The organism is Duffyella gerundensis (assembly GCF_001517405.1).
Taxonomy (GTDB): domain Bacteria; phylum Pseudomonadota; class Gammaproteobacteria; order Enterobacterales; family Enterobacteriaceae; genus Duffyella; species Duffyella gerundensis.
Map to the genome: position 1 here is coordinate 721,417 of NZ_LN907827.1, position 26,485 is coordinate 747,901.

The 26,485-nt window shown below is 58.8% G+C and carries 22 protein-coding genes and 1 other annotated feature; of the genes, 11 read left to right on the forward strand and 11 right to left on the reverse strand.

Features of this window, described 5'->3' with window-relative positions; translation table 11 throughout:
- Nucleotides 1-8: 8 nt before the first annotated feature.
- Nucleotides 9-1,334 (forward strand): L-fucose:H+ symporter permease, encoded by a 1,326-nt coding sequence (gene fucP / locus EM595_RS03265; protein WP_067427822.1) that lies wholly within the window; start codon nucleotides 9-11, stop codon nucleotides 1,332-1,334.
- Nucleotides 1,331-2,344, forward strand: coding sequence for an aldose 1-epimerase family protein (locus EM595_RS03270; RefSeq protein ID WP_067427824.1), 1,014 nt, complete (start codon nucleotides 1,331-1,333; stop codon nucleotides 2,342-2,344). Before fucP ends, EM595_RS03270 begins: the two co-directional genes overlap by 4 nt.
- 28 nt (nucleotides 2,345-2,372) lie before the next feature.
- Here the strand turns inward: EM595_RS03270 and urtE are convergent, their stop codons facing one another.
- The 8 genes from urtE to atzF all read right to left on the reverse strand — a co-directional run bounded on the left by urtE (nucleotide 2,373) and on the right by atzF (nucleotide 13,980).
- The gene (urtE, locus tag EM595_RS03275; RefSeq protein ID WP_067427826.1) at nucleotides 2,373-3,071 is read right to left on the reverse strand and encodes an urea ABC transporter ATP-binding subunit UrtE; all 699 of its coding nucleotides are present in this window, start codon (nucleotides 3,069-3,071) and stop codon (nucleotides 2,373-2,375) included.
- A gap of 1 nt (nucleotide 3,072) precedes the next feature.
- Nucleotides 3,073-3,864 carry an urea ABC transporter ATP-binding protein UrtD gene (urtD, locus tag EM595_RS03280; protein ID WP_067427831.1) on the reverse strand — a complete coding sequence of 264 codons (792 nt, stop codon included), beginning with the start codon at nucleotides 3,862-3,864 and terminating at the stop codon, nucleotides 3,073-3,075.
- Nucleotides 3,857-4,933 (reverse strand): urea ABC transporter permease subunit UrtC, encoded by a 1,077-nt coding sequence (gene urtC, locus EM595_RS03285; protein WP_067427832.1) that lies wholly within the window; start codon nucleotides 4,931-4,933, stop codon nucleotides 3,857-3,859. The genes urtD and urtC overlap by 8 nt, the downstream gene beginning before the upstream one ends.
- Nucleotides 4,933-6,495: an urea ABC transporter permease subunit UrtB gene (gene urtB / locus EM595_RS03290; protein WP_067427834.1), complete on the reverse strand. Its 1,563-nt coding sequence runs from the start codon at nucleotides 6,493-6,495 to the stop codon at nucleotides 4,933-4,935. Before urtB ends, urtC begins: the two co-directional genes overlap by 1 nt.
- Before the next feature lie 66 nt (nucleotides 6,496-6,561).
- Entirely contained in the window at nucleotides 6,562-7,830 is a 1,269-nt protein-coding gene (gene urtA / locus EM595_RS03295; RefSeq protein ID WP_067427837.1) for an urea ABC transporter substrate-binding protein, read from the reverse strand.
- 23 nt (nucleotides 7,831-7,853) lie between these two features.
- The gene (locus EM595_RS03300; protein ID WP_067427839.1) at nucleotides 7,854-8,561 is read right to left on the reverse strand and encodes a GntR family transcriptional regulator; all 708 of its coding nucleotides are present in this window, start codon (nucleotides 8,559-8,561) and stop codon (nucleotides 7,854-7,856) included.
- Nucleotides 8,562-8,563: 2 nt separating this feature from the next.
- On the reverse strand, nucleotides 8,564-12,181 hold the full coding sequence (gene uca, locus EM595_RS03305) for an urea carboxylase (RefSeq protein ID WP_067427841.1): 3,618 nt from the start codon (nucleotides 12,179-12,181) through the stop codon (nucleotides 8,564-8,566).
- Nucleotides 12,181-13,980 carry an allophanate hydrolase gene (gene atzF, locus EM595_RS03310; RefSeq protein WP_067427842.1) on the reverse strand — a complete coding sequence of 600 codons (1,800 nt, stop codon included), beginning with the start codon at nucleotides 13,978-13,980 and terminating at the stop codon, nucleotides 12,181-12,183. Before atzF ends, uca begins: the two co-directional genes overlap by 1 nt.
- A gap of 261 nt (nucleotides 13,981-14,241) precedes the next feature.
- On the opposite strand from atzF, the gene sltY reads away from it, so the two are divergent.
- Complete coding sequence (gene sltY / locus EM595_RS03315; RefSeq protein ID WP_173645389.1) at nucleotides 14,242-16,167, forward strand: murein transglycosylase; 1,926 nt, start codon at nucleotides 14,242-14,244, stop codon at nucleotides 16,165-16,167.
- 44 nt (nucleotides 16,168-16,211) lie between these two features.
- Nucleotides 16,212-16,538 (forward strand): trp operon repressor, encoded by a 327-nt coding sequence (gene trpR, locus EM595_RS03320; protein ID WP_067427846.1) that lies wholly within the window; start codon nucleotides 16,212-16,214, stop codon nucleotides 16,536-16,538.
- Here trpR and yjjX read toward each other — a convergent pair.
- Nucleotides 16,524-17,066 (reverse strand): inosine/xanthosine triphosphatase, encoded by a 543-nt coding sequence (yjjX, locus tag EM595_RS03325; RefSeq protein WP_067427847.1) that lies wholly within the window; start codon nucleotides 17,064-17,066, stop codon nucleotides 16,524-16,526. The two genes, trpR and yjjX, sit on opposite strands and share 15 nt — an antisense overlap.
- 110 nt (nucleotides 17,067-17,176) lie before the next feature.
- Here yjjX and gpmB point away from each other — a divergent pair, with 110 nt between their 5' ends.
- The gene (gene gpmB, locus EM595_RS03330; protein WP_067427849.1) at nucleotides 17,177-17,824 is read left to right on the forward strand and encodes a 2,3-diphosphoglycerate-dependent phosphoglycerate mutase GpmB; all 648 of its coding nucleotides are present in this window, start codon (nucleotides 17,177-17,179) and stop codon (nucleotides 17,822-17,824) included.
- A gap of 43 nt (nucleotides 17,825-17,867) precedes the next feature.
- On the opposite strand, the gene robA is transcribed toward gpmB, so the two are convergent.
- A complete protein-coding gene (robA, locus tag EM595_RS03335) occupies nucleotides 17,868-18,749 on the reverse strand; it encodes an MDR efflux pump AcrAB transcriptional activator RobA (protein ID WP_067427850.1) in 882 nt (293 codons plus the stop codon).
- A gap of 197 nt (nucleotides 18,750-18,946) precedes the next feature.
- Between robA and creA the strand changes: the two genes are divergently transcribed.
- Nucleotides 18,947-19,420 (forward strand): protein CreA, encoded by a 474-nt coding sequence (gene creA / locus EM595_RS03340; RefSeq protein WP_067427852.1) that lies wholly within the window; start codon nucleotides 18,947-18,949, stop codon nucleotides 19,418-19,420.
- 30 nt (nucleotides 19,421-19,450) lie between these two features.
- Here the strand turns inward: creA and arcA are convergent, their stop codons facing one another.
- Entirely contained in the window at nucleotides 19,451-20,167 is a 717-nt protein-coding gene (gene arcA, locus EM595_RS03345) for a two-component system response regulator ArcA (RefSeq protein ID WP_067427854.1), read from the reverse strand.
- Between the two features lie 597 nt (nucleotides 20,168-20,764).
- Between arcA and EM595_RS03350 the strand changes: the two genes are divergently transcribed.
- The 5 genes from EM595_RS03350 to thrC all read left to right on the forward strand — a co-directional run bounded on the left by EM595_RS03350 (nucleotide 20,765) and on the right by thrC (nucleotide 26,484).
- A complete protein-coding gene (locus EM595_RS03350; protein ID WP_067427856.1) occupies nucleotides 20,765-21,463 on the forward strand; it encodes a tRNA/rRNA methyltransferase in 699 nt (232 codons plus the stop codon).
- Nucleotides 21,464-21,650: 187 nt separating this feature from the next.
- Complete coding sequence (gene thrL, locus EM595_RS20570; RefSeq protein ID WP_071852548.1) at nucleotides 21,651-21,719, forward strand: thr operon leader peptide; 69 nt, start codon at nucleotides 21,651-21,653, stop codon at nucleotides 21,717-21,719.
- Nucleotides 21,658-21,777, forward strand: a sequence feature (Thr leader region). (Overlaps the previous gene by 62 nt.)
- Nucleotides 21,778-21,802: 25 nt before the next feature.
- A complete protein-coding gene (thrA, locus tag EM595_RS03355; RefSeq protein WP_067427858.1) occupies nucleotides 21,803-24,265 on the forward strand; it encodes a bifunctional aspartate kinase/homoserine dehydrogenase I in 2,463 nt (820 codons plus the stop codon).
- Between the two features lie 2 nt (nucleotides 24,266-24,267).
- On the forward strand, nucleotides 24,268-25,197 hold the full coding sequence (thrB, locus tag EM595_RS03360; protein ID WP_067427861.1) for a homoserine kinase: 930 nt from the start codon (nucleotides 24,268-24,270) through the stop codon (nucleotides 25,195-25,197).
- A 3-nt stretch (nucleotides 25,198-25,200) separates the two neighbouring features.
- Nucleotides 25,201-26,484, forward strand: coding sequence for a threonine synthase (gene thrC, locus EM595_RS03365; RefSeq protein ID WP_067427863.1), 1,284 nt, complete (start codon nucleotides 25,201-25,203; stop codon nucleotides 26,482-26,484).
- Nucleotide 26,485: the final 1 nt, after the last annotated feature.

A 26,485-nucleotide genomic window follows, 5' to 3' on the forward strand; every position in this document is an offset into this window, starting at 1 on the left:
GGTCCACCATGCAACCGATCACTGCGCAGCAACCCGACGGCTATTTAAACAAAACGCCTTTGTTCCAGTTCATTCTGCTCTCCTGCCTGTTTCCGCTGTGGGGCTGCGCCGCCAGCCTCAATGACATTCTGATTACCCAGTTTAAAAGCGTGTTTGCGCTCAGCGATTTTGCCAGCGCGCTGGTGCAGAGCGCCTTTTACGGCGGCTACTTTTTGATTGCCATTCCCGCGTCGCTGGTGATCCGCAAAGCGAGCTACAAACTGGCGATTTTGATGGGGCTGGCGCTCTATATTGTTGGCTGCGTACTGTTTTACCCGGCGTCGCACATGGCAACTTACACCATGTTTCTGGCGGCGATCTTTGCCATTGCTATCGGCCTCAGCTTTCTGGAGACCGCGGCCAATACCTATAGCTCAATGATTGGTCGTCGTGAACACGCCACGTTGCGGCTCAATATCAGCCAGACGTTTTATCCGGTTGGCGCACTGATGGGCATTGTGCTGGGCAAATATCTGGTGTTTCAGGAGGGCGACAGCCTGCACAGCCAGATGGCCGCCATGAACCCGGAGCAGCTGCATGCCTTCCGTCTGAGCATGCTCGAACACACGCTGGAGCCCTATAAATATCTGGTGATGGTGCTGGTAGTGGTGATGGTGCTGTTTATGTTTACCCGTTATCCGCACTGCAAGCCGGAAAGCAACCGCACCTCGCTGCCGTCGCTGAGCGAGACCTTCCGCTATCTGGCAACAAACCGTCGCTTCAAACGCGGCATCGTGGCGCAGTTTCTCTACGTCGGCATGCAGGTGGCGGTCTGGTCATTCACCATTCGCCTGGCGCTGAATCTCGGTGCGGTTAACGAACGCCACGCCTCTAACTTTATGATCTACAGCTTTATCTGCTTCTTCCTCGGCAAGTTTATCGCCAACTTCCTGATGGCGCGCTTCCGGGCGGAAAAGGTGCTGATCGCCTATTCGGTGCTCGGCGTGTTAACCCTGCTCTACGTGATGCTAGTGCCTGACTTCACGGCGGTGTATGCCGCGGTGTTTGTCAGCTGTCTGTTCGGGCCGTGCTGGGCGACCATTTACGCCAATACGCTGGCAACGGTTGAGAACAAATACACCGAGGTGGCGGGCGCCTTTATCGTCATGGCGATTGTGGGCGCAGCGTTTATTCCGGCGCTGCAGGGGCTGGTCTCTGACCATCTGGGATCGATGCAGCTGGCGTTCGGCGTGTCGCTGCTCTGCTTTGTCTGGGTCGGCTGTTATTTCTGGGGTGAGCTACGCCACAACAAACTGCGTCGCGCCAGCGGCCAGCTGGCACAGGAGGCGTTATGAGTACACGCATCCATCTGTGCCGGGAACAATTCCAGGCCACACCGTTTACCCTGCTGGAGAATGCGGCATTTAGGGTCGAGCTGTTTCGCTATCCGGCGGGCGTTGAAGCCGTCCGCATCAGCAACCGCCGTGGCTACGCGATCGTGCTGCCTTTTTATGGGCAGATGATTTGGGATGCGGCCTTCGATGATCGTTCGCTGACCATGGGCAACGCCTTTAGTCAACCGCTGCCCGGTAGCAGCATTATCGATACTTACGGCTGCTTTGCCTTTCACTCCGGCCTGCTGGCTAACGGCTGCCCGGCGGCGGAAGACAGCCATCCGCTGCATGGCGAAATGCCGTGTGCCCGCATGGATGCCGCCTGGCTGACGCTGGAGGAGGAGAGCGTATCGCTCTCTGGCGAGTGCGAGTACATCAAGGGATTTGGCCATCATTATCGCGCGACACCGGCGGTGCGCCTGCAAGCCGACACACCACGTCTGCAGATTGAGATGTCGGTGACGAACCTGGCGGGCGCACCGATGCCGCTGCAGTACATGTGCCATATCAACGCGGCGTGGGTGGATCAGGGGCGCTTTGTGCAGTCGATTCCGGATACGGCATTTTCCCTGCGCAGCAGCATTCCGGCGCATGTGCGGCCAACGCCCGCCTGGCGCGATTACACCGCGCAGCTGGCCGAGCAGCCGCAGCAGTTTGCCGTGCTGGATCGGCCAGAGCTGTACGATCCGGAAATCGTCTTCTTTGCTGACGATCTGGCGCAGTATGGCGATATGCTGCAGTTTGAGCTGCATTCGCCAGAAGGCTATGCGCTGATGACGCGCTTCTCCAGCCAGCAGTTCAGCCATGCCACACGCTGGATCCTGCATAATGCCGATCAGCAGGTAGCCGCCTTTGTACTGCCAGCCACCTGTCGGCCAGAGGGATTTCGCGCGGCGCAACAGGCGGGCACGCTGCTTAGCCTGGCGCCCGGTGAAACGCGGCACTTCTCGGTGGAAACCGGCCTGTTATAAAGGGTCCCAGGGCAGCGATCCCGCTGCCCTAAATCGCTACCAGACCGCGCACGCCCTCTTTTTCCATCTCCGCACCGCGGCCACGCTGCACGATCTCGCCGCGCGACATCACCAGGTAGCTATCGGCCAGTTCAGCAGCAAAATCATAGAACTGCTCCACCAGTAAAATCGCCATATCACCGCGCTGTGCCAGCTGGCGGATCACCGCACCGATCTCTTTGATCACCGACGGCTGGATGCCTTCAGTGGGCTCATCAAGAATCAGCAGCTGCGGTTTGCAGGCCAGCGCACGACCAATCGCCAGCTGCTGCTGTTGGCCGCCGGAAAGATCGCCGCCGCGTCGCTGTTTCATGTCGTGCAGCACTGGAAAGAGCTGATAAATTTCTTCGGGTACGGTGTTTCCCTGTGCGCCGGAGAAGCGTGACAGGCCGATCAGCAGGTTCTCTTCCACGGTCAGACGCGGAAAGATCTCCCGGCCCTGCGGCACATAGGCGATGCCCGCCTGCACGCGCTGATGCGGTTTACGTTGATTGATCACCGACTGCTGCCAGTGAATGGTGCCGGACTTCACTGGCACCACGCCCATCAGGCATTTCAGCAGCGTGGTTTTGCCCACGCCGTTACGCCCCAGCAGGCAGGTAATTTCGCCCGGCGGCGCGCTGAAAGAGAGGCCGCGCAGAATATGGCTGCCGCCATAATATTGATTGAGATCGGTTACGGTTAACATGTTAGCGCCCCAGATAAACGTCGATGACCTGCTCATTGGCCTGCACGTCGCGCAGCGAACCTTCCGCCAGCACCTGGCCCTGATGCAGCACCGTCACGTGATCGGCGATGGTTTCCACAAAACCCATGTCGTGCTCGACCACCATTAGCGAATGCGTGCCCGCCAGATCACGAAACAGTTCGGCGGTCCAGGCGGTTTCGGCATCGGTCATGCCCGCTGCCGGTTCGTCGAGCAGCAGCAGGTGCGGCTCCTGCACCAGCAGCATGCCAATTTCCAGAAACTGTTTTTGGCCGTGCGACAGCAGCCCCGCCAGCCGTGAACGCTCACCGCCGAGCCGCAGCATTTTCAGCACCGCATCGATGCGATCGCGCTGAGCGCTGTCGAGCCGGGCGCGCAGGCTGGCCCACACCGATTTATCGGTTTTCAGAGCGATTTCCAGGTTCTCAAACACCGTCAGCGCCTCAAACACCGTGGGTTTCTGAAACTTGCGGCCGATGCCCGCCCGGGCGATCTCCACCGGCGTCAGGCGAGTCAGATCGCTGTCCTGGTCGTAAAGCACCGTGCCGCTGTCGGGCCGCGTTTTGCCGGTGATCACATCCATCAGGGTGGTTTTACCGGCACCGTTGGGACCGATAATGCAGCGCAGTTCGCCCACGCCGATCTGCAACGACAGATCGGTCAGCGCACGAAAACCGTCGAAAGAGACATTGATGCGATCCAGCTGCAGCACTGGATCGCTCTGCTGACGCCAGCGGTCCGCCGGATGCGGCTGGGTAAAAAGGGAATCAGTCATCTTTCCTCCGTCGCAGCAGGCCGATCACGCCGCGTGGTAAAAACAGCGTCACCAGGATAAACATCAGGCCGAGAAAGAACAGCCAGAACTCCGGGAAGGCAACGGTGAAATAGCTTTTGGCTCCGTTGACCACCGCCGCGCCCAGCAGCGGGCCGATCAGCGTACCGCGGCCACCCAGCGCCACCCAGATAGCCGCTTCAATCGAGTTAGTCGGCGACATCTCGCCGGGATTGATAATGCCAACCTGCGGCACATACAGCGCGCCCGCCAGGCCACACAGCACCGCCGAGAGCGTCCAGACAAACAGCTTGAAGCCGCGCGGATCGTAGCCGCAGAACATCAGCCGGTTTTCCGCATCACGCACCGCGGTAAGCACGCGACCAAACTTGCTGCGCGCCAGTGCAAAGCCGATCGCCAGGCTGGCCAGCAGCAGCAGCACGGTGGCGATAAACAGGCCGATGCGCGTGCTGATGGCGCTAACCGGGAAGCCGAGCAGGGTGGTAAAGCCGGTAAAGCCGTTGTTGCCGCCGAAGCCGGTTTCATTGCGGAAGAACAGCAGCATCCCGGCGTAGGTCAGCGCCTGGGTCATGATCGAGAAATAGACGCCTTTGATTTTTGAGCGAAAAGCGAAGAAGCCAAACAGCAGCGCCAGCAGGCCAGGCACCAGCATAATCAAGAGGAGCGCCCAGGCAAAATGCTGGGTGCCGACCCAGAACCAGGGCAGCTCGTGCCAGGAGAGAAACGACATAAACGCTGGCAGCCCGTCACCCGCCGCCTGGCGCATCAGGTACATACCCATGGCGTAGCCGCCAAGGGCGAAGAACAGCCCGTGTCCCAGCGACAGCAGTCCGGCGTAACCCCACACCAAATCCAGCGCCACGGCGACAATGGCATAACAGAGAATTTTGCCGGTCAGCGTTAGCGTGTAGGCCGACAGGGCCAGCGGATGATCCGCCGGTAGCAGCGCCAGAAACGGCATCGCCAGCAGCATCGCGGTGATCACTATGCCCAGTGTCAGGGTCAGACGCGGCGCTTTGCGCGCCACGGTAAGCGTCATCGGTTGTGTCATCAGTCGATCACCCTTCCTTTCATGGCGAACAGCCCCTGCGGCCGTTTCTGGATAAACAGCACGATCAACACCAGAATCAGGATCTTGCCCAGCACCGCGCCGATCTGCGGTTCCAGCACCTTATTGAGAATGCCGAGGCCCAGCGCGGCGACCACCGTACCGGCCAGCTGACCCACGCCGCCGAGCACCACCACCAGAAAGGAGTCGATAATGTAACCCTGACCGAGTTCGGGGCCAACGTTACCCAGCTGCGACAGCGCCACGCCGCCCAGCCCGGCGATGCCTGAGCCAAGGCCGAAGGCGAGCATGTCGATGCGTCCGGTGGGCACGCCGCAGCATTCGGCCATGGCGCGGTTTTGCGTCACGGCACGCACGTTCAGGCCAAGGCGAGTTTTGTTCAGCAGCAGCCAGGTGAGGATCAGCACCGCCGCCACAAACAGGATCACCGCGATACGGTTATAAGGCAGCACCAGATTAGGCAGCAGCTGCAGCCCGCCAGAGAGCCAGCCGGGGTTCGCCACCTCCAGGTTTTGCGCACCGAACAGCATGCGCACCAGCTGGATCAGCATCAGGCTGATGCCCCAGGTGGCGAGCAGCGTTTCCAGCGGCCGACCATAAAGGTGGCGAATGATGGTGCGTTCCAGCAGCATGCCCATGGCGGCGGTGATAAAAAAAGCCACCGGCAGCGCCAGCAGCGGATAAAAGGCCAGCCATTCCGGGGCCAGACGCTGAAACAGATTCTGCACCAGCCAGGTGGCGTAGGCGCCAAGCATCAGCATTTCGCCGTGCGCCATATTAATCACGCCCAGCAGGCCGTAGGTGATCGCCAGCCCCAGCGCTGCCAGCAGCAGAATGGATCCCAGCGACAAGCCGCTAAATGCCTGACCCAGCAGCTCGCCCCACATCAGGCGCTTTTCTACCTGATGCAAGCTGGCAACCGCAGCGGCGCGCACCCCGGCATCGGGTTCATTTTCCTGCAGGGTGAGCCGCTGCAGGCTGGATTGCACCTGCGGATCGCCAGTGGTGCCGAGCCGCTGCACCGCCTGCAACCGTACCGCTGCCTGCGCATCGCTGAGCTGCAGGTTGGCAGCTGCCAGCAGCAGCGCGTCGCGCACCGCAGCAACCTGTTCCCGTTTCAGCTGCTGCTCAATCAGCGACAGCTGCGCGGGCAGGGCATCGCGTTGCAGCGCCACGGCAGCATGCAGACGCGTCTGTTCATCGTCGCTGACCAGCTGATGCGACGCGAGCGCACCGGCAATCAACACACGTAACCGGTTATTCATAAACAGCTTTTTGGTGGCACCGTCGGGCGCGCCGCTGCCTTCCAGCGCCACCAGCTTGCCCGCCTGCTCGCTGAACGGCTGTTTGTGCTGATCCACTACCAGCGTTTCCTGGCGCAGCGCCTGTAACAGCGGCAGGCGTGCTGGATCGGGCTGTGCGGCCCACTGTTGCAGCAGCGTGGCCTGCTGCGTACGGCTGGCCGCCGCGAAATCGCCGGCTGGCCCGGCGCTGGCAAACAGCGGCAACAGCAGCAGGCTAAAAAGAAGAGGGCGTATATTCATCACTGACGTCCCGATGAGCGTGGCTGGGAGAAATGTCCCCTTCCGCTTGCGGAAGGGGAAGGCGAACTACTGGCTCGATTTCACCGGATGATCCGGCTTCTTGTCGTTGCCCGCGATGTAGGGGCTCCACGGCTGCGCCCGCACCTGCTGTTCGGTCTGCCAGACCACGCTGAACTGACCGTTATCTTCCACTTCGCCGATCATCACCGGCTTGTGCAGATGGTGGTTGGTCTGATCCATGGTCAGCGTAAAACCATCCGGTGCTTTAAACGTTTGTCCCGCCATGGCGGCACGCACTTTATCCACGTCGGTGGTGCCCGCTTTTTCCACCGCCTGCGCCCACATATGGATGCCGACGTAGGTCGCTTCCATTGGATCGTTGGTCACTACGGTATCGGCATTCGGCAGCTTTTTCGCTTTGGCCCAGGCGCGGTAATCGGCCACAAATTTGGCGTTGGTCGGATTATCCACCGACTGGAAATAGTTCCAGGCGGCGAGCTGCCCCACCAGCGGTTTGGTGTCGATGCCGCGCAGTTCCTCTTCACCTACCGAGAAGGCGACCACCGGAATATCAGTGGCTTTGATGCCCTGATTGGCCAGCTCTTTGTAGAACGGCACGTTGGAGTCGCCGTTGATGGTGGAGACCACCGCAGTTTTGCCACCGGCAGCGAATTTTTTAATGTTAGCCACGATGGTTTGGTAATCGCTGTAGCCAAACGGCGTGTAGACCTCTTCGATGTCGCTGTCCTTGACCCCTTTGCTGTGCAGGAAGGCGCGCAAAATTTTGTTAGTGGTGCGTGGATAGACGTAATCGGTACCCAGCAGGAAGAAGCGTTTGGCGCTGCCGCCATCTTCGCTCATCAGGTATTCCACCGCCGGAATGGCCTGCTGGTTTGGCGCGGCGCCGGTGTAAAAGACGTTGGGCGACATCTCTTCGCCCTCATACTGCACCGGGTAAAACAGCAGGCCGTTCAGCTCTTCAAATACCGGCAGCACCGATTTGCGCGAAACCGAGGTCCAGCAGCCAAACACCGCCGCCACCTTGTCCTGGCTCAACAGCTGACGCGCTTTTTCCGCAAACAGCGGCCAGTTTGACGCGGGATCGACCACCACCGGCTCCAGCTTTTTGCCGAGTACGCCGCCTTTGGCGTTGATCTCATCAATAGTCATCAGGGCGACATCTTTCAGCGGCGTTTCGGAGATCGCCATGGTGCCGGAAAGCGAGGACATAATGCCCACCTTGATGGTCTCCGCCGCCTGCGCGCTCCATGACAGACCCATGCCGACTACGGTCGCGGAAAGGGCAAATACCTTAAGCAATGCACGTCTTTTCATCTCTGAACCCTTAAAAGTAGAAGTTAACTGGTGAGTGGATGCCTGGCCTGTTGCAGCATGTGTAATGTGATTTTTCTGACTTCTGCCTTGCTGACCGCGATATGCTCGGTCAGCAAGCGCTGCGCCTCCGCGGTCTGTTGCTGTAAAACCGCCTGTAAAATGGCGGCGTGTTCGCGGTATGTCGCCGCTACGCGATCTTCGCGGGTAAAATCGAGGCGGCGAATAATACGAATCTTCTCGGTAAGTTCGGCATGGATGCGTGCCATTTCGCCGTTGCCTGCCGCGGCCACCAGCGTCATATGAAACTGCTCATCCAGCGCAGAGGTGATCGCGCCGGGCTCCGGTAGCGGCTGCGCGGTCCACTGCTGGCACAGTTCCGCCAGCCGTGCGGCACAGGTGGCGGCGGGCAGCAGGCAAAGTCGGCGGATCGCCTCGCACTCCAGCACGATGCGCAGCTCGTAAAGCTCCTCGAACCAGGCGAAATCAAACGGCTTGATCTGCCAGCCGCTGCGGTAAAACACCTCGACGTAGCCTTCGCGTTCCAGCCAGAACAGCGCCTGACGCACCGGTGTGCGGCTGACCGCCATCCGCTCGGCGATCTCACTTTCGGTGAAGCGATCGCCGGGCATCAGCCGGAAGTCGAAAATGTCATTTTTCAGCGTCTGGTAGATGCGCTCGGCCAGTACCGCGGGCTGACCTTTGGCCCGCTTCTGTTGGAAATCCAGCGACATCGTCAGACGTCCAGCCAGAGCAGCGCGTCACCGGGCGTCACCGGGCGGCCCGCCTGACAGGCGATACGTCTCACCTGGCCCGCCTGCGGCGCGGCGATCGCCAGCTCCATTTTCATCGCCTCCACCACGATCAACGTATCGCCTGCGGCCACCCGATCGCCTGGCTTGACCAGCACTTTCCAGATATTGCCGCTGATGTCGGCGCTGACCTGCAGGGCATCCATCTCATCGGGCAGTGCGTCGGCAGGTGCGGCGGCGAGCAGCGCTTCCGGCTCCTCTTCTGTCCACAGCTGCACCTCCTCGGCAAAGGCGATCGCCTGGCGCGCGCGGAAGTCGCTGATGTCAGCGGCATGCTCAGCCAGAAAGGCGTTGTGCGCGGCGAAATCAAAGGTGGTTTCTTCAATGCGAATGGCGGCGCGGCCCTCGCGAAAATCGTCGCGCAGCGTCGCCAGCTCCGTTTCGCTGACCGGATAGAAGCGCACCTGATCGAAGAAGCGCAGCAGCCAGGGCTGGTCGGCGCTGAACTGCCCGTTTTTCAGGAAGGTGTTCCAGATGGGCAGCGTGCGGCCCACCAGTTGATAGCCACCGGGGGAATCCATGCCGTAGATGCACATATACATGCCGCCAATGCCCACCGTGCCTTCGGCGGTAAAGGTGCGCGCCGGGCTGTATTTCGAACTGAGCAGACGATGGCGCGGATCGATCGGCACCGCACAAGGTGCGCCGAGGTAGACATCGCCCAGCCCGAGAATCAGATAACTGGCGTCAAACAGGATATCGCGCACCGCATCGCGGCTGGCGAGGCCATTAATACGCTGGATAAAATCGACGTTGTTGGGCAGCCATGGCGCGCTGGCGCGCACCGTTTCCCGGTAGCGCTCAACCGCACCGAGGGTGGCGCTGTCCTCAAATGCCATCGGCATCCAGACAATACGCGAGGGTACTTTCATGGTGGAGACATCGCCCAGCGTCTGCTCAAGGGTCAGCAGCAGCGCGATCAGCGACGGTTGCGCCAGCTGCTGGCTGTCATAGCGAATTTGCAGCGAGCGTACGCCTGGCGCCAGCTCCAGAATCGCCGGATGTGCCCGTTCGTTGAGCGCCTTCATCAGCAGCCAGATGCGCAGCCGCAGCGCCAGGTCGAGTACGTTTTCACCATATTCAATCAGTACATAGCTGTCGCCCGCCTGGCGATAAACCACCGCTGGCGAGGTGGCGGTTGCGGGCAGCGACGCCAACAGGGTAGCCGACTGGCCGTCCTGTGCGGTCAGCGTTGGGGTGGCAAAGGTCGGCATCGTAACTGGCTTAAGCTGTGCAACGATCTGGTTATGGGTCTGCTCCAGCGCCTGTGCCTGCTCAAAACCGATTGGATGAAAGCGAATGCGATCGCCGGGCTTCACCTGACCGACTTTCCACAGTTCCGCTTTGGCGATGGTGACCGGACAGACAAAGCCGCCGAGGCTTGGTCCATCGCGGGTGAGGATCACCGGAAAATCGCCGGTGAAGTTCACCGCACCAATGGCGTATTCGCAGTCATGCACGTTGGAAGGGTGCAGGCCCGCTTCGCCGCCGTCGGCGCGCGCCCACTGCGGTTTCGGCCCGACCAGCCGCACACCAAGGCGATTGGAGTTGTAGTGCACCTGCCATTCGCTGGCAAAGAAGGTATCGACAGAGGCTTCGGTAAAGAAATCAGGCGCACCGTGCGGCCCATAAAGTACGCCGATTGACCATTCATCGCCGTAATGCGGGATCAGCGCGCTGTCCAGTGGCTGCGGTGCATCGGTGGGCGCGGGGGTGGTGCAGGCGGCCAGTGCAGGCTGTGAGATCGGCAGCATATCTGCCACGCGCAGCGTACGCCCGGCGTGCCCGCCAAATTCGCCCAGCGCAAAGGTGGCGCGGCTGCCGAGATAGAGCGGCACGTCGAAGCCGTTACGCACCGCCAGATAACCCCGGCAGCCGGTTTGCGCACGGCCCAGCTGCAGCGTCTGCCCGGCACGCACGGCGATCGGTTGCCAGAGCGCCACCGGCTCCTCATCCAGCCGGGCGCCGCAGTCAGCGCCGGTCAGGGCGATCAGCGCCTCGCTGTGAAAGCGCAGCGTTGGCCCTTGCAGGGTAAACTCCAGGCCCGCCGCCTCAACGGCGTTGCCGACGATGCGGTTAGCCAGTCGAAAGGCGAAATCATCCATCGGGCCGGAAGGCGGCACGCCAATATCCCAGTAGCCGGTTCGGCCAGGATAATCCTGGATGCTGCTCCAGGTGCCGGGTTGCAGCACTTCCACCACTGGCGAGCGGGCCACAAAACTATCAAGCAGGCGCGTGGAGGCATTGCCCTGCTGAAAGGCGTCGTGGGTGATCACCTGACGCAGATAGTCGAGGTTGGTAGCAATGCCGTGTAACTGCGTGGCGGCCAGCGCCTGCGCCATTTTTGCCAGCGCCGCGGTGCGGTTTTCGGCATGCACTATCAGCTTGGCGATCAACGGGTCGTAAAAAGCCGAGACCGCTGAGCCGGTGTCGATGCCGGTGTCGACGCGCACGTCGGGCGGAAAGCTGACTGCGGTTAATATTCCCGGGCTCGGCTGGAAGTTCTTCAGCGGATCTTCCGCATAAAGCCGTACTTCGATGGCCGCGCCGTGCGGTGCCTGCTGCAGACGTGCCCAGTCGATGGGTTCACCGGCGGCGACGCGCAGCATCTGCTCCACTAAATCGAGGCCGGTTACCGCTTCGGTCACCGGATGTTCAACCTGCAGTCGGGTGTTAACTTCCAGGAAGAAAAAGGCGTCGTGCATCGGATCCCAGATATATTCCACCGTGCCCGCGCTGCGATAGCTCACCTGTTCACCGAGCCGCACGGCGGATGCCAGCAGCGCGGCGCGGGTCGCGGCGGATAAGCCAGGCGCAGGTGTCTCTTCTACTACTTTTTGATTACGGCGTTGCAGCGAGCAGTCACGTTCGCCCAGTGCGACCACCTTGCCCTGGCCATCGCCAAAAATCTGTACTTCCACATGGCGGGCATTGTCGATGCAGCGTTCCAGAAATACGCCTGCGTCGCTGAAAAACTGTTCGCCCAGGCGGCGCACGCTCTCCCAGGCAAGGGTCAGCGCCGCGGCATCTTCACAGCGGGTCAGGCCGATACCGCCGCCGCCCGCGGTGCTTTTCAGCATCACCGGATAGCCAATCTGTCCGGCGGCGGCAAGCGCCTCCGGCAGCGAATCGAGCAGCGCGGTGCCCGGCGTCATCGGCACGCCCGCTGCCGCCGCCAGCTCACGGGCGCGGTGCTTCAGGCCAAACTCACCAATTTGCTGCGCGGTAGGACCAACAAAGGCGATACCCGCCTGCTCACAGGCATCGGCAAACGCCAGGCTTTCTGACAGAAAACCGTAGCCCGGCCAGATCGCCTCGGCACCGGTCTGGCGGGCGGCATCGAGGATTTTATCGATGCGCAAATAGCTGTCGCTGGCTTTGTCACCGCCGAGCGGCACGGCGATATCCGCCTCTTTAACGTGACGCGCATTGTGATCGACGCTGGAATAAACGGCCACGCTGGTGATGCCGAGGCGCTTCAGCGTACGAATGGCGCGGCAGGCGATCTCACCGCGGTTGGCGATCAATACGGTGCTAAACATCAGTGCGTCTCCCTCTGAGCCAGCCAGTTACGCCAGCCGCCAAAATGTGTGATTTCCGTGGCCTCACTCAGCGCCGCCGGTTCGCAAATAAAGCCTTTTACCTGACGACCATCGGCCAACTGCAGCGTGCCAATGCCGAGAGGTGTGGGGATCTCCTCAACAAATTCACCAAAGCGGGCCAGCGGCATATCCCACAACTCCACGGTAATCGCGCCGCCGGTCTCCGCCCGCATCAGGCCCGGCTTGAGTATCGGGCCGCTGGTCAGTGCATACAGGCGATAGCGTGCGGCGGTGGTGGTCTCCTCCACCCGCACGGCGTCGCGGGTGGTGAGCTGGAAATTGAGCGGCATGCCGGTGAGATGCGCACCGACCACCGCCAGCCGCACGTGCTGTGGCGAGGGCGGCAGGGCGGCAGGACGCTGTGCAGGCGGCGCCTGGCCGGTGGCGCCCAGCGGCAGCGCCATCTGCTGCTGCCAGCGCAGGCCAAAGTCCGCCAGCGCGCGATCGTGCCAGGCGGGCGCGATTAACGTGATGCCTGCGGGCAGGCCGTCGTCGCGGAAACCGGCCGGTAGCGCCAGCGCCGAGAGGTCGGCGAGGTTAGTGAAATTGGTGTAGGTGCCAAAATGTGAGTTATAGAGGATCGGCTCCTGCGCCATCTCCGCCAGCGTATGGATGGTCGGCGAGGTGGGCACGATCAGGGCAGCAAACTGCGCCAGCGTTTGCTGAATCTGGCGCGCCAGATCGGCACGCTGATATTCCGCCTGCCAGGCATCGACCGCGCTGTACTGCAGGCCGCTGGCGACAATCGATCGCACCACCGGATCCATCTCTTCCGGCTGCTGCAGCATATGACCCACCGCCGCGGTGCGCTCGGCGACCCACGGGCCAAAATAGAGCTGCTCCGCCAGCTGATGAAAGGCGTGCATATCAATCGGGTGCAGGGTGGCGCCAAGCGCGGTGAGGGCGGCGAGCGCGCGTTCCCAGGCCGCCTGCGCCTGGTTATCGCCAAAAAATTGCGGACTGGCGGGAATGGCAAAGGCTGGACTGGTGGGCAGCGCGGCGGGCGCGGTAGCCGGATCGTGACGCGAATAGCCGTCCGCGCTGTCATAGCCGCCAGCGAGCGTCGCCACCTGCCAGGCATCTTCCACGGTGAGCGCGAAGATGGAGAGCGTATCGTTCAGGCGGCAGGCGGGCACCACGCCACGCGCAGAGAGCCAGCCCTTGGTGGGTTTCAGGCCAACGATGTTGTTAAAGCCTGCTGGCACGCGTCCTGAACCTGCCGTGTCAGTTCCCAGCGAAAAGGCGACCAGACCGCGCGCCAGCACTGACGCGGAACCGGAGCTGGATCCGCCGCTGACGTACGCCGGGTTGAAGGTGTTTTTCACCGCGCCGAACGGCGAGCGGGTCCCCACCAGTCCGGTGGCAAACTGATCGAGGTTGGTTTTGCCGATCACCACCGCGCCCGCGGCTTTGAGCTGCGCTACGGCAAAGGCGTCGGTCTCGGCGATATAGCGAAAGGCCGGGCAGGCGGCGGTGGTCGGCCAGCCCGCCACATCAATATTGTCTTTCACCGCAAACGGCACGCCAAACAGCGGCAGCGCATCGGGATCCTGCCGGTAACGCGCGATCAGCGGCGTAAGCTGCTCCTGCAACTGCGCCGGTGTTGCCAGCCAGAGCCAGGCATTATCAGAGAGGGAAAGCGCGGCGAGGTGCGCTTCCAGCGTCGGAAAGATGCGCTCTGCATCCTGCTGATAGTGCTGCTGCCAGGCCTGCAGCGTGAAGCCGAATGTCGATGCCATAATCGGGGTTCCATCTGGTATACAAGATGGGATTCAACAGAGCAAAGGCTGTGCCATATTTATAATGCGTTGAATATTATTGAATAAATCTCACCCATAAGTTTTTGTGATGCTTTTTTGCACAGTGATAGCGCGACGCATGAACGATCGCGGTGCGTCGGGCGTGACAGGTAAATTTTCTTCAGGACATGGCAAGAGGTCAGTCCCCTGGTTAGCATGAAGGGAGCCAGGCATGCAGTCGGGCAGTGCGACAAAGAGGAGATGCAAGTGGAGAAGTGGCATTATTGGATGGCCGGCGTGTGCCTGATGAGCGTAACAGGCAGTGCTTTTGCCGATTCCCTCAATGAACAACGCGAACGTTATCAGCAAATCAAACAGGCCTGGGATAACAAACAGATGGATACCGTGCAACAGATGTTGCCGGGCCTGCAGGACTATCCGCTTTATCCTTATCTCGAATATCGCCTGCTGTCGCAGAATCTGGACAATGAAACCAGCCTGGCAGTCAGCAACTTTATCCGCCGTTATCCTACGCTGCCGCCGGTGCGCACGCTCTCTTCGCGCTTTGTGAACGAACTGGCGCGCCGCCAGGACTGGAGCGGTTTGTTGGCCTTCAGCCCGACCGAGCCGGAGCCGGTTGCCGCGCACTGCAACTGGTATTACGCCAAATGGGCCACCGGCCAGCAGCAGGTCGCCTATGATGCGGCTAAGACCATCTGGCTGCGCGGCACCGCCTTGCCCGCCGAGTGTGACAAGCTGTTCAGCGTCTGGCAGGCCACCGGCGATCTCTCGCCTATTACCACGCTGGCGCGTATGCGGCTGGCGATGGAAAAGGGCAACGACAGCCTGGTGATTGCGCTGGCGAAAACCCTGCCTGCGGATTATCAAACCATGGCGGCGGCGTTAACGACGCTGCAAAACGATCCGCAAACCGTCGGCACCTTCGCCACCAGCGTTGGACCAACCGACTTCACGCGCCAGGCCACCAGCATCGCCTTTACCCGCCTGGCGCGTCAGGATGTGGTCAATGCGCAGGCGCTGATTCCGCTGCTGGTGAAGGCGCAGAAGATGAGCGACAGCGACGCGCAGGGGCTGAAAGATGCCGTCGCCTGGCGGCTGATGGACAACGATGTCACGCCTGAGCAGGCGCGCTGGCGTGACAATGTCATCATGAGCAGCGAATCGACTTCGCTACTGGAACGCCGGGTACGTATGGCGCTGGGCAATAACGATCGGCGCGGCATGAACACTTGGATCGCCCGTCTGCCGGTTGAGGCAAAAGAGAAAGATGAGTGGCAATACTGGCAGGCCGATCTGCTGATCGAGCGCGGCCGCAAAGAGGAAGCGAACGAGATCCTGCGTAAGCTGATGCAGTCACGCGGCTTCTATCCGATGGTCGCCGCGCAACGGCTGGGGGTTGATTATCCGCTGCAGATCAACGAGGCGCCGCGTCCGGACGGTTCGGTCGGGCAGGGCGCAGAGATTGCCCGCGTACGCGAGCTGATGTACTGGGAGATGGATAACCTGGCGCGCAGTGAGTGGGTCAGGCTGATCGCCAGTAAAACGCCGTCCCAGCAGCAGATGCTGGCGCGTTATGCGCTGGAGCGCGGCTGGTGGGATCTCAGCGTGCAGGCGACCATCAGCGGCAAGCTGTGGAATAACCTGCGCGAGCGCTTCCCGCTGGCCTATCAGGATCAGTTTGCCCGTGCGACCGCAGGTAAGCGCGTGCCGCAGAGCTATGCGATGGCAATTGCGCGTCAGGAGAGCGCATGGAACCCGAAAGCGCGTTCACCGGTGGGCGCCAGTGGCCTGATGCAGGTGATGCCCGCCACGGCGACGCATACGGTGAAAATGTTCAATATTCCCGGCTATGTTAACAGCGGCCAGCTGCTGGAGCCGCAGACCGGCATCCAGATTGGCACGCAGTATCTCGATTACGTCTATCAGCAGTTTGATGAGAACCGTATTTTCTCCTCGGCCGCCTACAACGCCGGACCGTCGCGCGTGCGCAGCTGGCTGGGAAAAAGTGCCGGACGGCTGGATGCGGTGGCGTTTATCGAAACCATTCCCTTCTCAGAAACGCGTGGCTATGTAAAAAACGTGCTCGCTTACGATGCCTATTATCGTTATCTGATGGGTCAACCCGACAAGCTGATTGCTGACCACGAGTGGAATCGCCGTTACTGAGTGTGCTATCCTTCCGTACTCGCTAACGAGTACGGAAGCCCTTCATGATCCCAGCATCTTTATCTGACGACCCACAAAGCAACGACGACTGGCTGCGTTTTATCACGCTGCTGCAGCGCGCGTTTGAGCAGGATTTGCAGCTGCCGCTGTTGCAACTGATGATGACGCCTGACGAGCGCGAGGCGCTGGGCACCCGACTGCGGATTATTGAGGAGTTGATGCGTGGTGAGATGAGCCAGCGTGAGCTGAAAAGTGAGCTGGGCGCCGGTATCGCAACCATTACCCGTGGCTCAAACAGTTTGAAAACCGCGCCACCCGCGTTGAAAAGCTGGCTGGAGGCGCAGTTGCTGAACGGATCAGATAAGATCTGAGTCGATCGTTTTCATCTGGTAAAGCGGATGATGAAACGGGCTGAGCGCGAGAATCAGCGCCTGATGATAGACGCTGCTGCGACTGAGCAGGCCTTTCGTAAACGCACCGATGGCGCCGCCCTGATGCTTGATGTTGGCCACGCCGGTCAGCCGCGCCATCTCATCGCCCAGTTCACGTCCCTGTGCGATGCCGCTGAGCACCACCGGCGGCAGCACAAAGCTGGCGGAACGCGATTCACCGCGCTGTTTGTGATCTTCAATCACCATCCAGGCGAATGCAGTATCCTCTTCAATACCGGCCTCAATGGCTACCCAAAAATCGGCTTCCGGGCGCACCTGACGTGCATTCATCACACGCTGGCGTGCGCCAGTTCTCGTTTCCAGGTTGGTAAGCGGCTGGGCGGCGACGCCGCTATCGACCTCGACGCCTTCAATATGGCAGGATGCCTCGCCGAAAACGTCGTTGAATGCCTGAGCTATTGCACTAATTTTCGCCGGGTTTTTGGTGGCAGCGACAACATGGTACATAATAAGGCAGTTCCTTTTAAGTGATCGTGGTGCTGAAAGTCGCCGGCCAGCAGACGCTGAAACCTGGGGCCACCTTCAGAAAATTTGACGCAGTATAACGGAAAAAAAGCATGCTACAGGTCTATCTTGTTCGCCACGGAGAAACGGTATGGAATGCGGCTCGCCGTATTCAGGGGCAATCTGACAGCGCGCTCACCGCAAAAGGTGAACATCAGGCGAAGCAGGTTGGTGAACGGGTAAAAACCCTGGGCATTACCCATGTGATTTGCAGCGATCTGGGGCGCACGCAGCGCACCGCGGAGATCATTGCCGACGCCTGCGGCTGTAGCGTGACGCTCGATCCTCGCCTGCGCGAGCTCAATATGGGCGTGCTGGAACAGCGTCCGCTCGATGGCCTGAGCGAAGAGGAAGAGCGCTGGCGTAAAGCGCTGGTGGATGGCACCGAAGGCGGTCGCATTCCACAGGGCGAATCGATGACCGAGCTGGCCACGCGCATGCACGCGGCGCTGAACGCCTGCCTCGATCTGCCTGCGGGCAGCCGTCCGCTGCTGGTGAGCCACGGCATGGCGTTGGGCGCGCTGGTGAGCACTATTCTGGGCCTGCCTGCGCACGCGGAACGCCGGTTGCGACTGCGCAACTGTTCGATTTCACGCGTCGATCATCAGCAAAGTGCCTGGCTGGCAGAGGGATGGATTGTGGAAACTGCGGGCGATGTGTCGCATCTGGATGCACCCGCTCTCGACGAGCTGCAGCGCTAAAAGTGGCAAAGCGGGCCGGGAATCCCGGCCTGTAGTGCCCGCGTCAGGCCGTTTGCGGCTGACGGATTGGAATCAGGTATTCGCAGCGCACGTCGACCGGCGGCTCAGCAAGCTTCTTGCCGCCGTGCGTATAAAAGCGCTCGATATCCTGACCGTAACGACGGGTTAATCCCAGCGTCGGCATCGACGTGCCGTACAGCAGCAGAATGAACTCCTGCAATTCAGTGCGCGGACCTTCGTAGGTAAACTGCACATAATCGCCCGCTTCTAACAGCACCGACTGATTCGACTGCATGCTGTTCGCCAGCTGATCGGCAGGCACCGCAGTGGTGTACAGGATCTCCTGCTCATCATCTTTCTCCTGACTGGCGCGTACCTGATGCAGGCCATAAAGCACCGGTGGCACCCGATCGGTTTCAGTAAGAAATTGCTTCCAGAAGTGCAGGCGCATTTCGTCACGAAAGCGCGAGATCTGTTCCAGCGTGCAGCTGTAACTTTGCGTTTGTCCTACCAGCAGGGTTTCCGGCAGGGTGACAAACGTCGGCTCGGGCAGCGTGGAATCATCCAGACGAATCGGCGGGCGAATGCCAAATGAATTCCATTCGGACGCGCGGCGATACCATGCGGGCGTCTGCGCAAACTGTTTTTTGAAGGCACGTGTGAACGTTTGCTGTGAATCAAAGCGGTATTGCAGGGCAATGTCCAGAATAGGGCGGCTGGTCAGACGAAGCGCAACGGCGGCTTTAGACAGACGACGCGCGCGGATATAAGCGCCAATCGCATGCGTCGTGACATCCTTGAACATTCTTTGCAAATGCCACTTGGAGTAACCTGCTTTCGCTGCCACATTATCCAGTGATAGCGGTTGATCCAGATGGCTCTCCAGCCAGACAAGCAAATCGCGAATGATACCGGCTTGGTCCATATAACTTCCTCATAGTACTCAGTTTGGCGCAGGTAGGACGATCGGACGAATGATAGCACTAAATGCGCAGGGTGATGCGGCAGTTTTGTTTGTTTGATTGTGCTATATCATGGCGAGCTGATTACAGCGCAGGTAAGGCAATGTGAACAGAGCAGACACCTTATAACGGCATTAATTCTTTTGGCAATGGTAACAGTATGAAATTAAAAAATGCACTGGCCCTCTCGCTGCTCGCGCTCTCAGCGTGTGCTGCTCAGGCGGAAGAAGTGGGTTCGGTTGACACGGTATTTAAGATTTTTGGCCCGGACCACAAAATTGTGGTTGAGGCGTTTGACGATCCCGACGTGAAGAACGTGACCTGCTATATCAGCCGGGCAAAAACCGGCGGCATCAAAGGGGGGTTGGGTCTGGCAGAAGATACCGCTGACGCCGCCATTTCCTGTCAGCAGGTTGGACCGGTGACGCTGAGCGATAAGATTGCGCAGGGTAAAGCCGAAGGCGAAGTGGTGTTTAAAAAGCGCACCTCGCTGGTGTTTAAAAAGCTGCAGGTGGTACGCTTTTTTGACCAGAAGCGTCATGCGCTGATCTATCTCAGCTATTCCGACCGTGTGGTAGATGGATCGCCGAAAAATGCGCTCAGCGCGGTGCCAATCATGCCGTGGCGTGAATAACAGTTAAAAAAAACGCCCGCGGGCGTTTTTTTAATCCTGCAGCTCACCGCAGAAGCGGTAACCTTCGCCGTGAATGGTGGCGATGATTTCTGGCGTATCCGGCGTCGATTCAAAATGCTTACGAATGCGGCGGATAGTGACATCAACCGTACGATCGTGCGGCTTCAGGTCGCGGCCGGTCATCTTTTTCAGCAGGTCAGCACGAGTCTGAATCTTGCCTGGATTTTCGCAGAAATGCAGCATGGCGCGGAATTCACTGCGCGGCAGCTTGTACTGTTCGCCCTGCGGGCTGATCAGTGAACGACTGTTAATATCCAGTTCCCAGCCGTTGAATTTATAGCTTTCTACCAGCTTACGCTCTTCGCTGAGCGCGGCGAGGTTCATGGTGCGCGACAGCAGGTTGCGTGCGCGAATGGTTAATTCGCGGGGATTAAACGGCTTGGTAATGTAGTCGTCGGCGCCAATTTCCAGACCCAGGATCTTATCGACTTCGTTGTCGCGTCCAGTCAGGAACATCAGGGCGACATTCTGTTGTTCACGTAATTCACGCGCCAGCAACAGACCATTTTTACCTGGCAGGTTAATATCCATGATCACCAGGTTTACGTCATTTTCCGTCAGAACCTGATGCATTTCAGCACCGTCTGTAGCTTCGTAAACCATGTAACCTTCAGCCTCAAAAATACTTTTGAGAGTATTACGAGTTACTAATTCGTCTTCAACGATAAGTATGTGCGGGGTCTGCATGTTTTCGCTACCTAAAATTGCCAACAAAGGGGGTTTGGACTGACCGGATGGCAGGGTGCTGGAAGATCAGCATACGCTTAGCCGTCATCGGCATACTCATTATGTTTTTGATCCATCGTCCATCAGCGCCAACGATATCTTTCGCGATGCGACCCGTCAGGATGGATTCCGCACCGCAATCGCAATGCCTGAATGGATTATATCCTAACGGTATTAACAGCAACATAACAGCGAAGACTACAACCGCTAAGCATTAAAACAACGCTTCGTTGACGTGTATCAAAGGCAAGTGTAGCACGTTAACACTTCGCTGAAAAACTCTTACCAGAATGCCGGTTTAGGTCACATTTGTCAGCAAATTGGCAACCTTTTTATTACGCCAGGCCGACATCACATTGATTGTAATTTAACAAATGACAACATACTGAATGACAAGCGTTAATGTGCAGTTAACTCGCGTAATTATGTACTGTTGTGCAAACCGGCTGGATGAACCCATTAGTCGACATTCAATACATACGCTTATCAACCTACGTGCCTGGCTTGATGCCGCGCGTGTTAACATATCGCATGCCCTTTACCAGGATTCGGATCGCTATGCTTTTTCCTGTTGTTCTCGTTTCGCCCGCCAGACCAGAAAATATTGGTGCCGCCGCCCGTGCTATGAAAACCATGGGCTTTACGCAGCTGCGCATTGTCGCCAGTGAGGCGCAGCACGATCCGGCAACCCGCCGGGTGGCGCATGGCGCGGGCGATATCATTGATAATCTGCAGCATTACGCCACGCTGGCTGATGCGCTGGCCGACATCGATTTTTCGGTGGCAACCACCGCACGCAGCCGGGCAAAATTTCGCTATTACGCGACGCCGCAGCAGGTTGAAAACATTCTGCTGGAGAAGCAGCAGTGGGTGAGCAGCATGGCGCTGGTGTTTGGACGTGAAGATAGCGGGTTAACCAATGAGGAACTGGATCAGGTAGATCTGCTGACCGGCATTCCGATGGCGGCTGATTATCCCTCGCTCAATCTCGGTCAGGCGGTGATGGTTTACTGCTATCAGTTGGCCGCCCTGAATAAAGTGGTGGCGCCAGCAGCAGCACCGGGTGAAGCGGGCCAACTGGCGGCATTGCGTCAGCGCATTGAGCAGCTGCTGGTTCGGCTGAACGTCAGCGACGATGAAAAAATGGCTGACTGGTTACAGCAGCGACTGGGCGTGCTGGAACAGCGCGACAGCGCCATGCTACATCGACTGTTACACGATATAGAAAAAAACCTTATAGATAAAAATGCTGGATGATCGCAGGAAAATGGGGCGACTTGCTGCGCTGAGGTCAGCCCGCAAAAGAAACGGATTGTCGCATGGCGAAACGAGGATGCAGTCTCTGATTTTGGCCGCAGCACAAAATCAGAATTCCGTTGACTTAAATAGCACTTTGCTTTAATTCTGGAACACAGACAGACATAAAAAGACAGAATAAATCTACATGCGAAACATCAGCCTGAACATCACAATTATTACCACCACCATTACCACAGGTAACGGTGCGGGCTGACGCATACCAGAAAAAGAAAAAACTAAGCCCGCACCTGAACAGTGCGGGCTTTTTTTTCGGCAAAAATCAGGAGAGTGTTAACTATGCGAGTGCTGAAATTCGGCGGAACCTCAGTTGCCAACGCAGAGCGGTTTTTACGCGTTGCCGATATTCTGGAAAGCAACGCCAAACAGGGACAGGTCGCCACCGTGCTCTCTGCGCCAGCAAAAATCACCAATCACCTGGTGGCGATGATCGAAAAAACCATCAGCGGGCAGGATGCTCAGCCGAATATCAGCGATGCGGAGCGCATTTTCTCTGAACTGCTTCAGGGGCTGGCAGAGAGGCAGCCCGGTTTTGAATATGACCGACTCCATACCATCATCGAACTGGAATTCGCCCAGTTAAAACAGATGCTGCATGGCGTCAGCCTGTTGGGGCAATGCCCGGACAGCATCAACGCTGCCATTATTTGCCGCGGTGAAAAACTCTCTATTGCCATTATGGAAGCGCTGCTGCAGGCGCGTGGTCACCAGGTGAGCGTGATCGATCCGGTAGAAAAGCTGCTGGCCGTGGGGCACTATCTGGAATCAACCGTAGATATTGCTGAATCCACCCGTCGCATCGCCGCCAGCCATATTCCCGTCACGAACATGATCCTGATGGCGGGCTTTACCGCCGGAAACGAGCGCGGCGAGCTGGTGGTGTTGGGCCGTAACGGTTCTGACTATTCCGCCGCTGTGCTGGCAGCCTGCCTGCGCGCCGACTGCTGCGAAATTTGGACCGACGTTGATGGCGTTTATACCTGCGATCCGCGCCAGGTGCCCGATGCGCGCCTGCTGAAATCGATGTCCTATCAGGAAGCGATGGAGCTCTCCTATTTTGGTGCCAAGGTGTTGCATCCGCGCACTATCGCGCCTATCGCCCAGTTTCAAATTCCGTGCCTGATCAAGAACACCGCTAATCCACAGGCGCCAGGCACGCTAATCGGCGGCCAGGGCGGCGACACCGAAAATCCGGTGAAGGGCATCACCAACCTGAATAATATGGCGATGTTCAACGTCTCTGGTCCCGGCATGAAAGGCATGGTCGGCATGGCTGCGCGCGTGTTTGCTGCCATGTCGCGCTCCGGCATTTCGGTGGTGCTGATTACCCAATCCTCTTCTGAATACAGCATCAGCTTCTGCGTGCCGCAAAGCGATCTGCTGCGTGCGCGCCGCGTGCTGGATGAGGAGTTTTATCTTGAGTTGAAAGATGGCCTGCTGGATCCGCTGGAAGTGATGGAGCAGCTGGCGATCATCTCGGTAGTCGGCGACGGCATGCGCACGCTACGTGGCATCTCAGCTAAATTCTTTGCGGCGCTGGCGCGCGCCAACATCAACATTGTTGCCATTGCGCAGGGTTCGTCTGAGCGCTCAATTTCGGTGGTGGTCAGCAACGACGACGTCACCACCGGCGTGCGCGTGGTGCACCAGATGTTGTTCAACACCGATCAGGTGATTGAGGTATTTGTGGTTGGCGTTGGCGGCGTTGGTAGCGCGCTGCTCGATCAGCTGCAGCGCCAGCAGGCTTGGCTCAAGCAGAAGCATATCGATCTGCGAGTGTGCGGCATCGCGAATTCAAAAGCGCTGCTGACCAACGTGCACGGCATCGATTTAAGCAACTGGAAAACCGCGCTGCAGAGCGCTAAAGAGCCGTTCAACACCGCGCATCTGACGCGTCTGGTGAAAGAGTATCACCTGCTGAACCCGGTGATTGTTGACTGTACGTCCAGCCAGACGGTGGCCGATCTCTACGCGGATTTTCTCGGCAACGGTTTCCACGTGGTAACGCCGAACAAAAAGGCCAACACCTCAAGCTGGGATTACTACCTGCAAATGCGCGCAGCGGCAGAAAAATCGCGCCGCAAGTTCCTCTATGACACCAACGTCGGTGCCGGCCTGCCGGTGATTGAAAACCTGCAAAACCTGCTTAACGCGGGCGATGAGCTGATCAAGTTCTCCGGCATTCTCTCCGGCTCGCTGTCGTTTATTTTTGGCAAGCTTGATGAGGGCGTTTCACTCTCGGCCGCTACCGCGCTGGCGCGTGAAATGGGCTTTACCGAGCCCGATCCGCGTGACGATCTTTCCGGCATGGATGTGGCGCGCAAGCTGCTGATTCTGGCGCGTGAAGCGGGACACCAGCTGGAGCTCACCGATATTGAAATTGAGCCGATCCTGCCTGCCGAATTGGCCGCACTGCCGGACGCCGAGAGCTTTATGCAGCGCCTACCGGAGCTGGATGACGCCTTTGCCAGCCGCGTGGCTCACGCCAGTGCCGAGGGTAAAGTGCTGCGCTTTGTGGGTGTGATTGAAGAGGGCGGCGTTTGCAAAGTGAAGATTGATGCCGTGGACGGTAACGATCCGCTCTATAAAGTCAAAAACGGCGAGAATGCGCTGGCGTTTTACAGCCGCTATTATCAGCCGATTCCACTGGTGCTGCGCGGTTATGGCGCGGGCAACGATGTTACGGCCGCAGGCGTATTTGCCGATCTGCTGCGTACGCTCTCCTGGAAGTTGGGGATTTAATCATGGTTAAGATTTATGCACCCGCTTCAATCGGTAACGTCAGCGTCGGTTTTGACGTACTCGGCGCCGCGGTATCGCCGATAGATGGCACGCTGCTGGGCGATTGCGTCACGGTGGAAGCCGCCGAGCGCTTCAGCCTGAAAAACAGCGGCCGTTTTGTCAGCAAGTTGCCGACCAACGAACAGGAGAATATTGTTTACCAGTGCTGGACGCGTTTTTGCGAGGCGATTGGTAAACAGGTGCCGGTGGCCATGACGCTGGAGAAGAACATGCCGATCGGCTCCGGGCTCGGCTCCAGCGCCTGTTCCGTGGTGGCCGGTTTGATGGCGATGAACGAACATTGCGGTAAGCCGCTGAACGATACCGAACTGCTGAGCCTGATGGGCGAGCTGGAAGGGCGCATCTCCGGCAGCGTGCATTATGATAACGTCGCGCCCTGTTTCCTTGGCGGCCTGCAACTGATGCTGGAAGAGAATGGTATCATTAGTCAGGCGGTACCCGCGTTTGATGACTGGCTCTGGGTCATGGCCTATCCGGGCATCAAAGTCTCCACCGCGGAAGCGCGGGCGATTTTGCCGGCGCAATATCGCAAGGAAGATTGCATCCGCCATGGCCGTTATCTGGCGGGCTTCATTCACGCCTGCCATACGCAGCAGCCGCTGCTGGCGGCGAAACTGATGCAGGATGTGATTGCCGAGCCGTATCGCACCAAATTATTACCGGGTTTTGCTGAAGCACGGCAGGCGGCACAGGATATTGGCGCGCTGGCGTGCGGCATTTCTGGATCCGGCCCAACGCTCTTTGCCGTCTGCAATAACGCCGCAACCGCACAGCGGATGGCTGACTGGCTCAGCCAGCACTATCTGCAGAATGATGAAGGCTTCGTCCATATCTGCCGTCTTGATACGGCAGGCGCACGTAAACTGGGATAACCGATGAAACTCTACAACCTTAAAGATCATAACGAGCAGGTCAGCTTTTCACAGGCGGTAAAACAGGGCCTGGGATCGCAGCAGGGGCTGTTTTTTCCGCTGGAACTGCCTGAGTTTGAACTGACCGATATCGATGCAATGCTGGAGATGGATTTTGTCACCCGCAGCAGCAAAATTCTTTCTGCCTGGATTGGCGATGAGATCAGCGCGCACCAGCTGCAGGAACGCGTGAAAAATGCTTTTGCTTTTCCGGCGCCGGTCGTAAAAGTCAGCGACGATATCGCCTGTCTGGAGCTATTTCACGGCCCAACGCTGGCGTTTAAAGATTTTGGCGGCCGTTTTATGGCGCAAATGCTGGCCTATATCAGCGGTGCCGATGAGCAGATCACCATTCTGACCGCCACCTCCGGCGATACCGGCGCGGCGGTAGCGCATGCGTTTTACGGCATGGATAACGTGCGCGTGGTGATCCTCTATCCGCAGGGCAAGATCAGCCCGCTGCAGGAAAAGTTGTTCTGTACGCTTGGCGGCAATATCGAAACCATCGCCATTGACGGTGATTTTGATCGCTGCCAGACGCTGGTGAAGCAGGCGTTTGACGATCAGGAACTGCGCCAGACCATCGGCCTGAACTCTGCTAACTCCATTAACATCAGCCGCTTGCTGGCGCAGGTCTGCTACTACTTCGAAGCGGTGGCGCAGCTGCCGCAGGAGCAGCGTAACCAGCTGGTTATCTCCGTGCCGAGCGGTAACTTTGGTGACTTAACCGCGGGCCTGCTGGCGAAATCGCTGGGTCTGCCGGTGAAGCGTTTCATCGCTGCCACCAACGCCAACGACACCGTGCCGCGTTTCCTTAAGGGCGGTGAATGGCAGCCAAATCTGACGGTATCGACGCTTTCCAACGCGATGGATGTTAGCCAGCCGAATAACTGGCCGCGCGTGGAAGAGCTGTTCCGCCGTAAAACCTGGCGCATGACCGATCTCGCCTATGGCGCCGTGGATGATGAAACCACCAAATCCACCATGCGCGAGCTGGCTGAGTTGGGCTATATCTCTGAGCCACACGCGGCGATCGCCTATCGCATGCTGCGTGATCAGCTGCAGGAAGGGGAGTTTGGTCTGTTCCTCGGCACAGCGCATCCGGCAAAATTCATCGAGAGCGTGGAATCTATTCTCGAGCAAAAGCTGCCGCTGCCGAAAGAGCTGGCGGAGCGCGCCGATCTGCCGCTGCTGTCGCACAAAATGGCACCAGAATTCGCTGAACTGCGCGCGTTTCTGCTGAAATAAG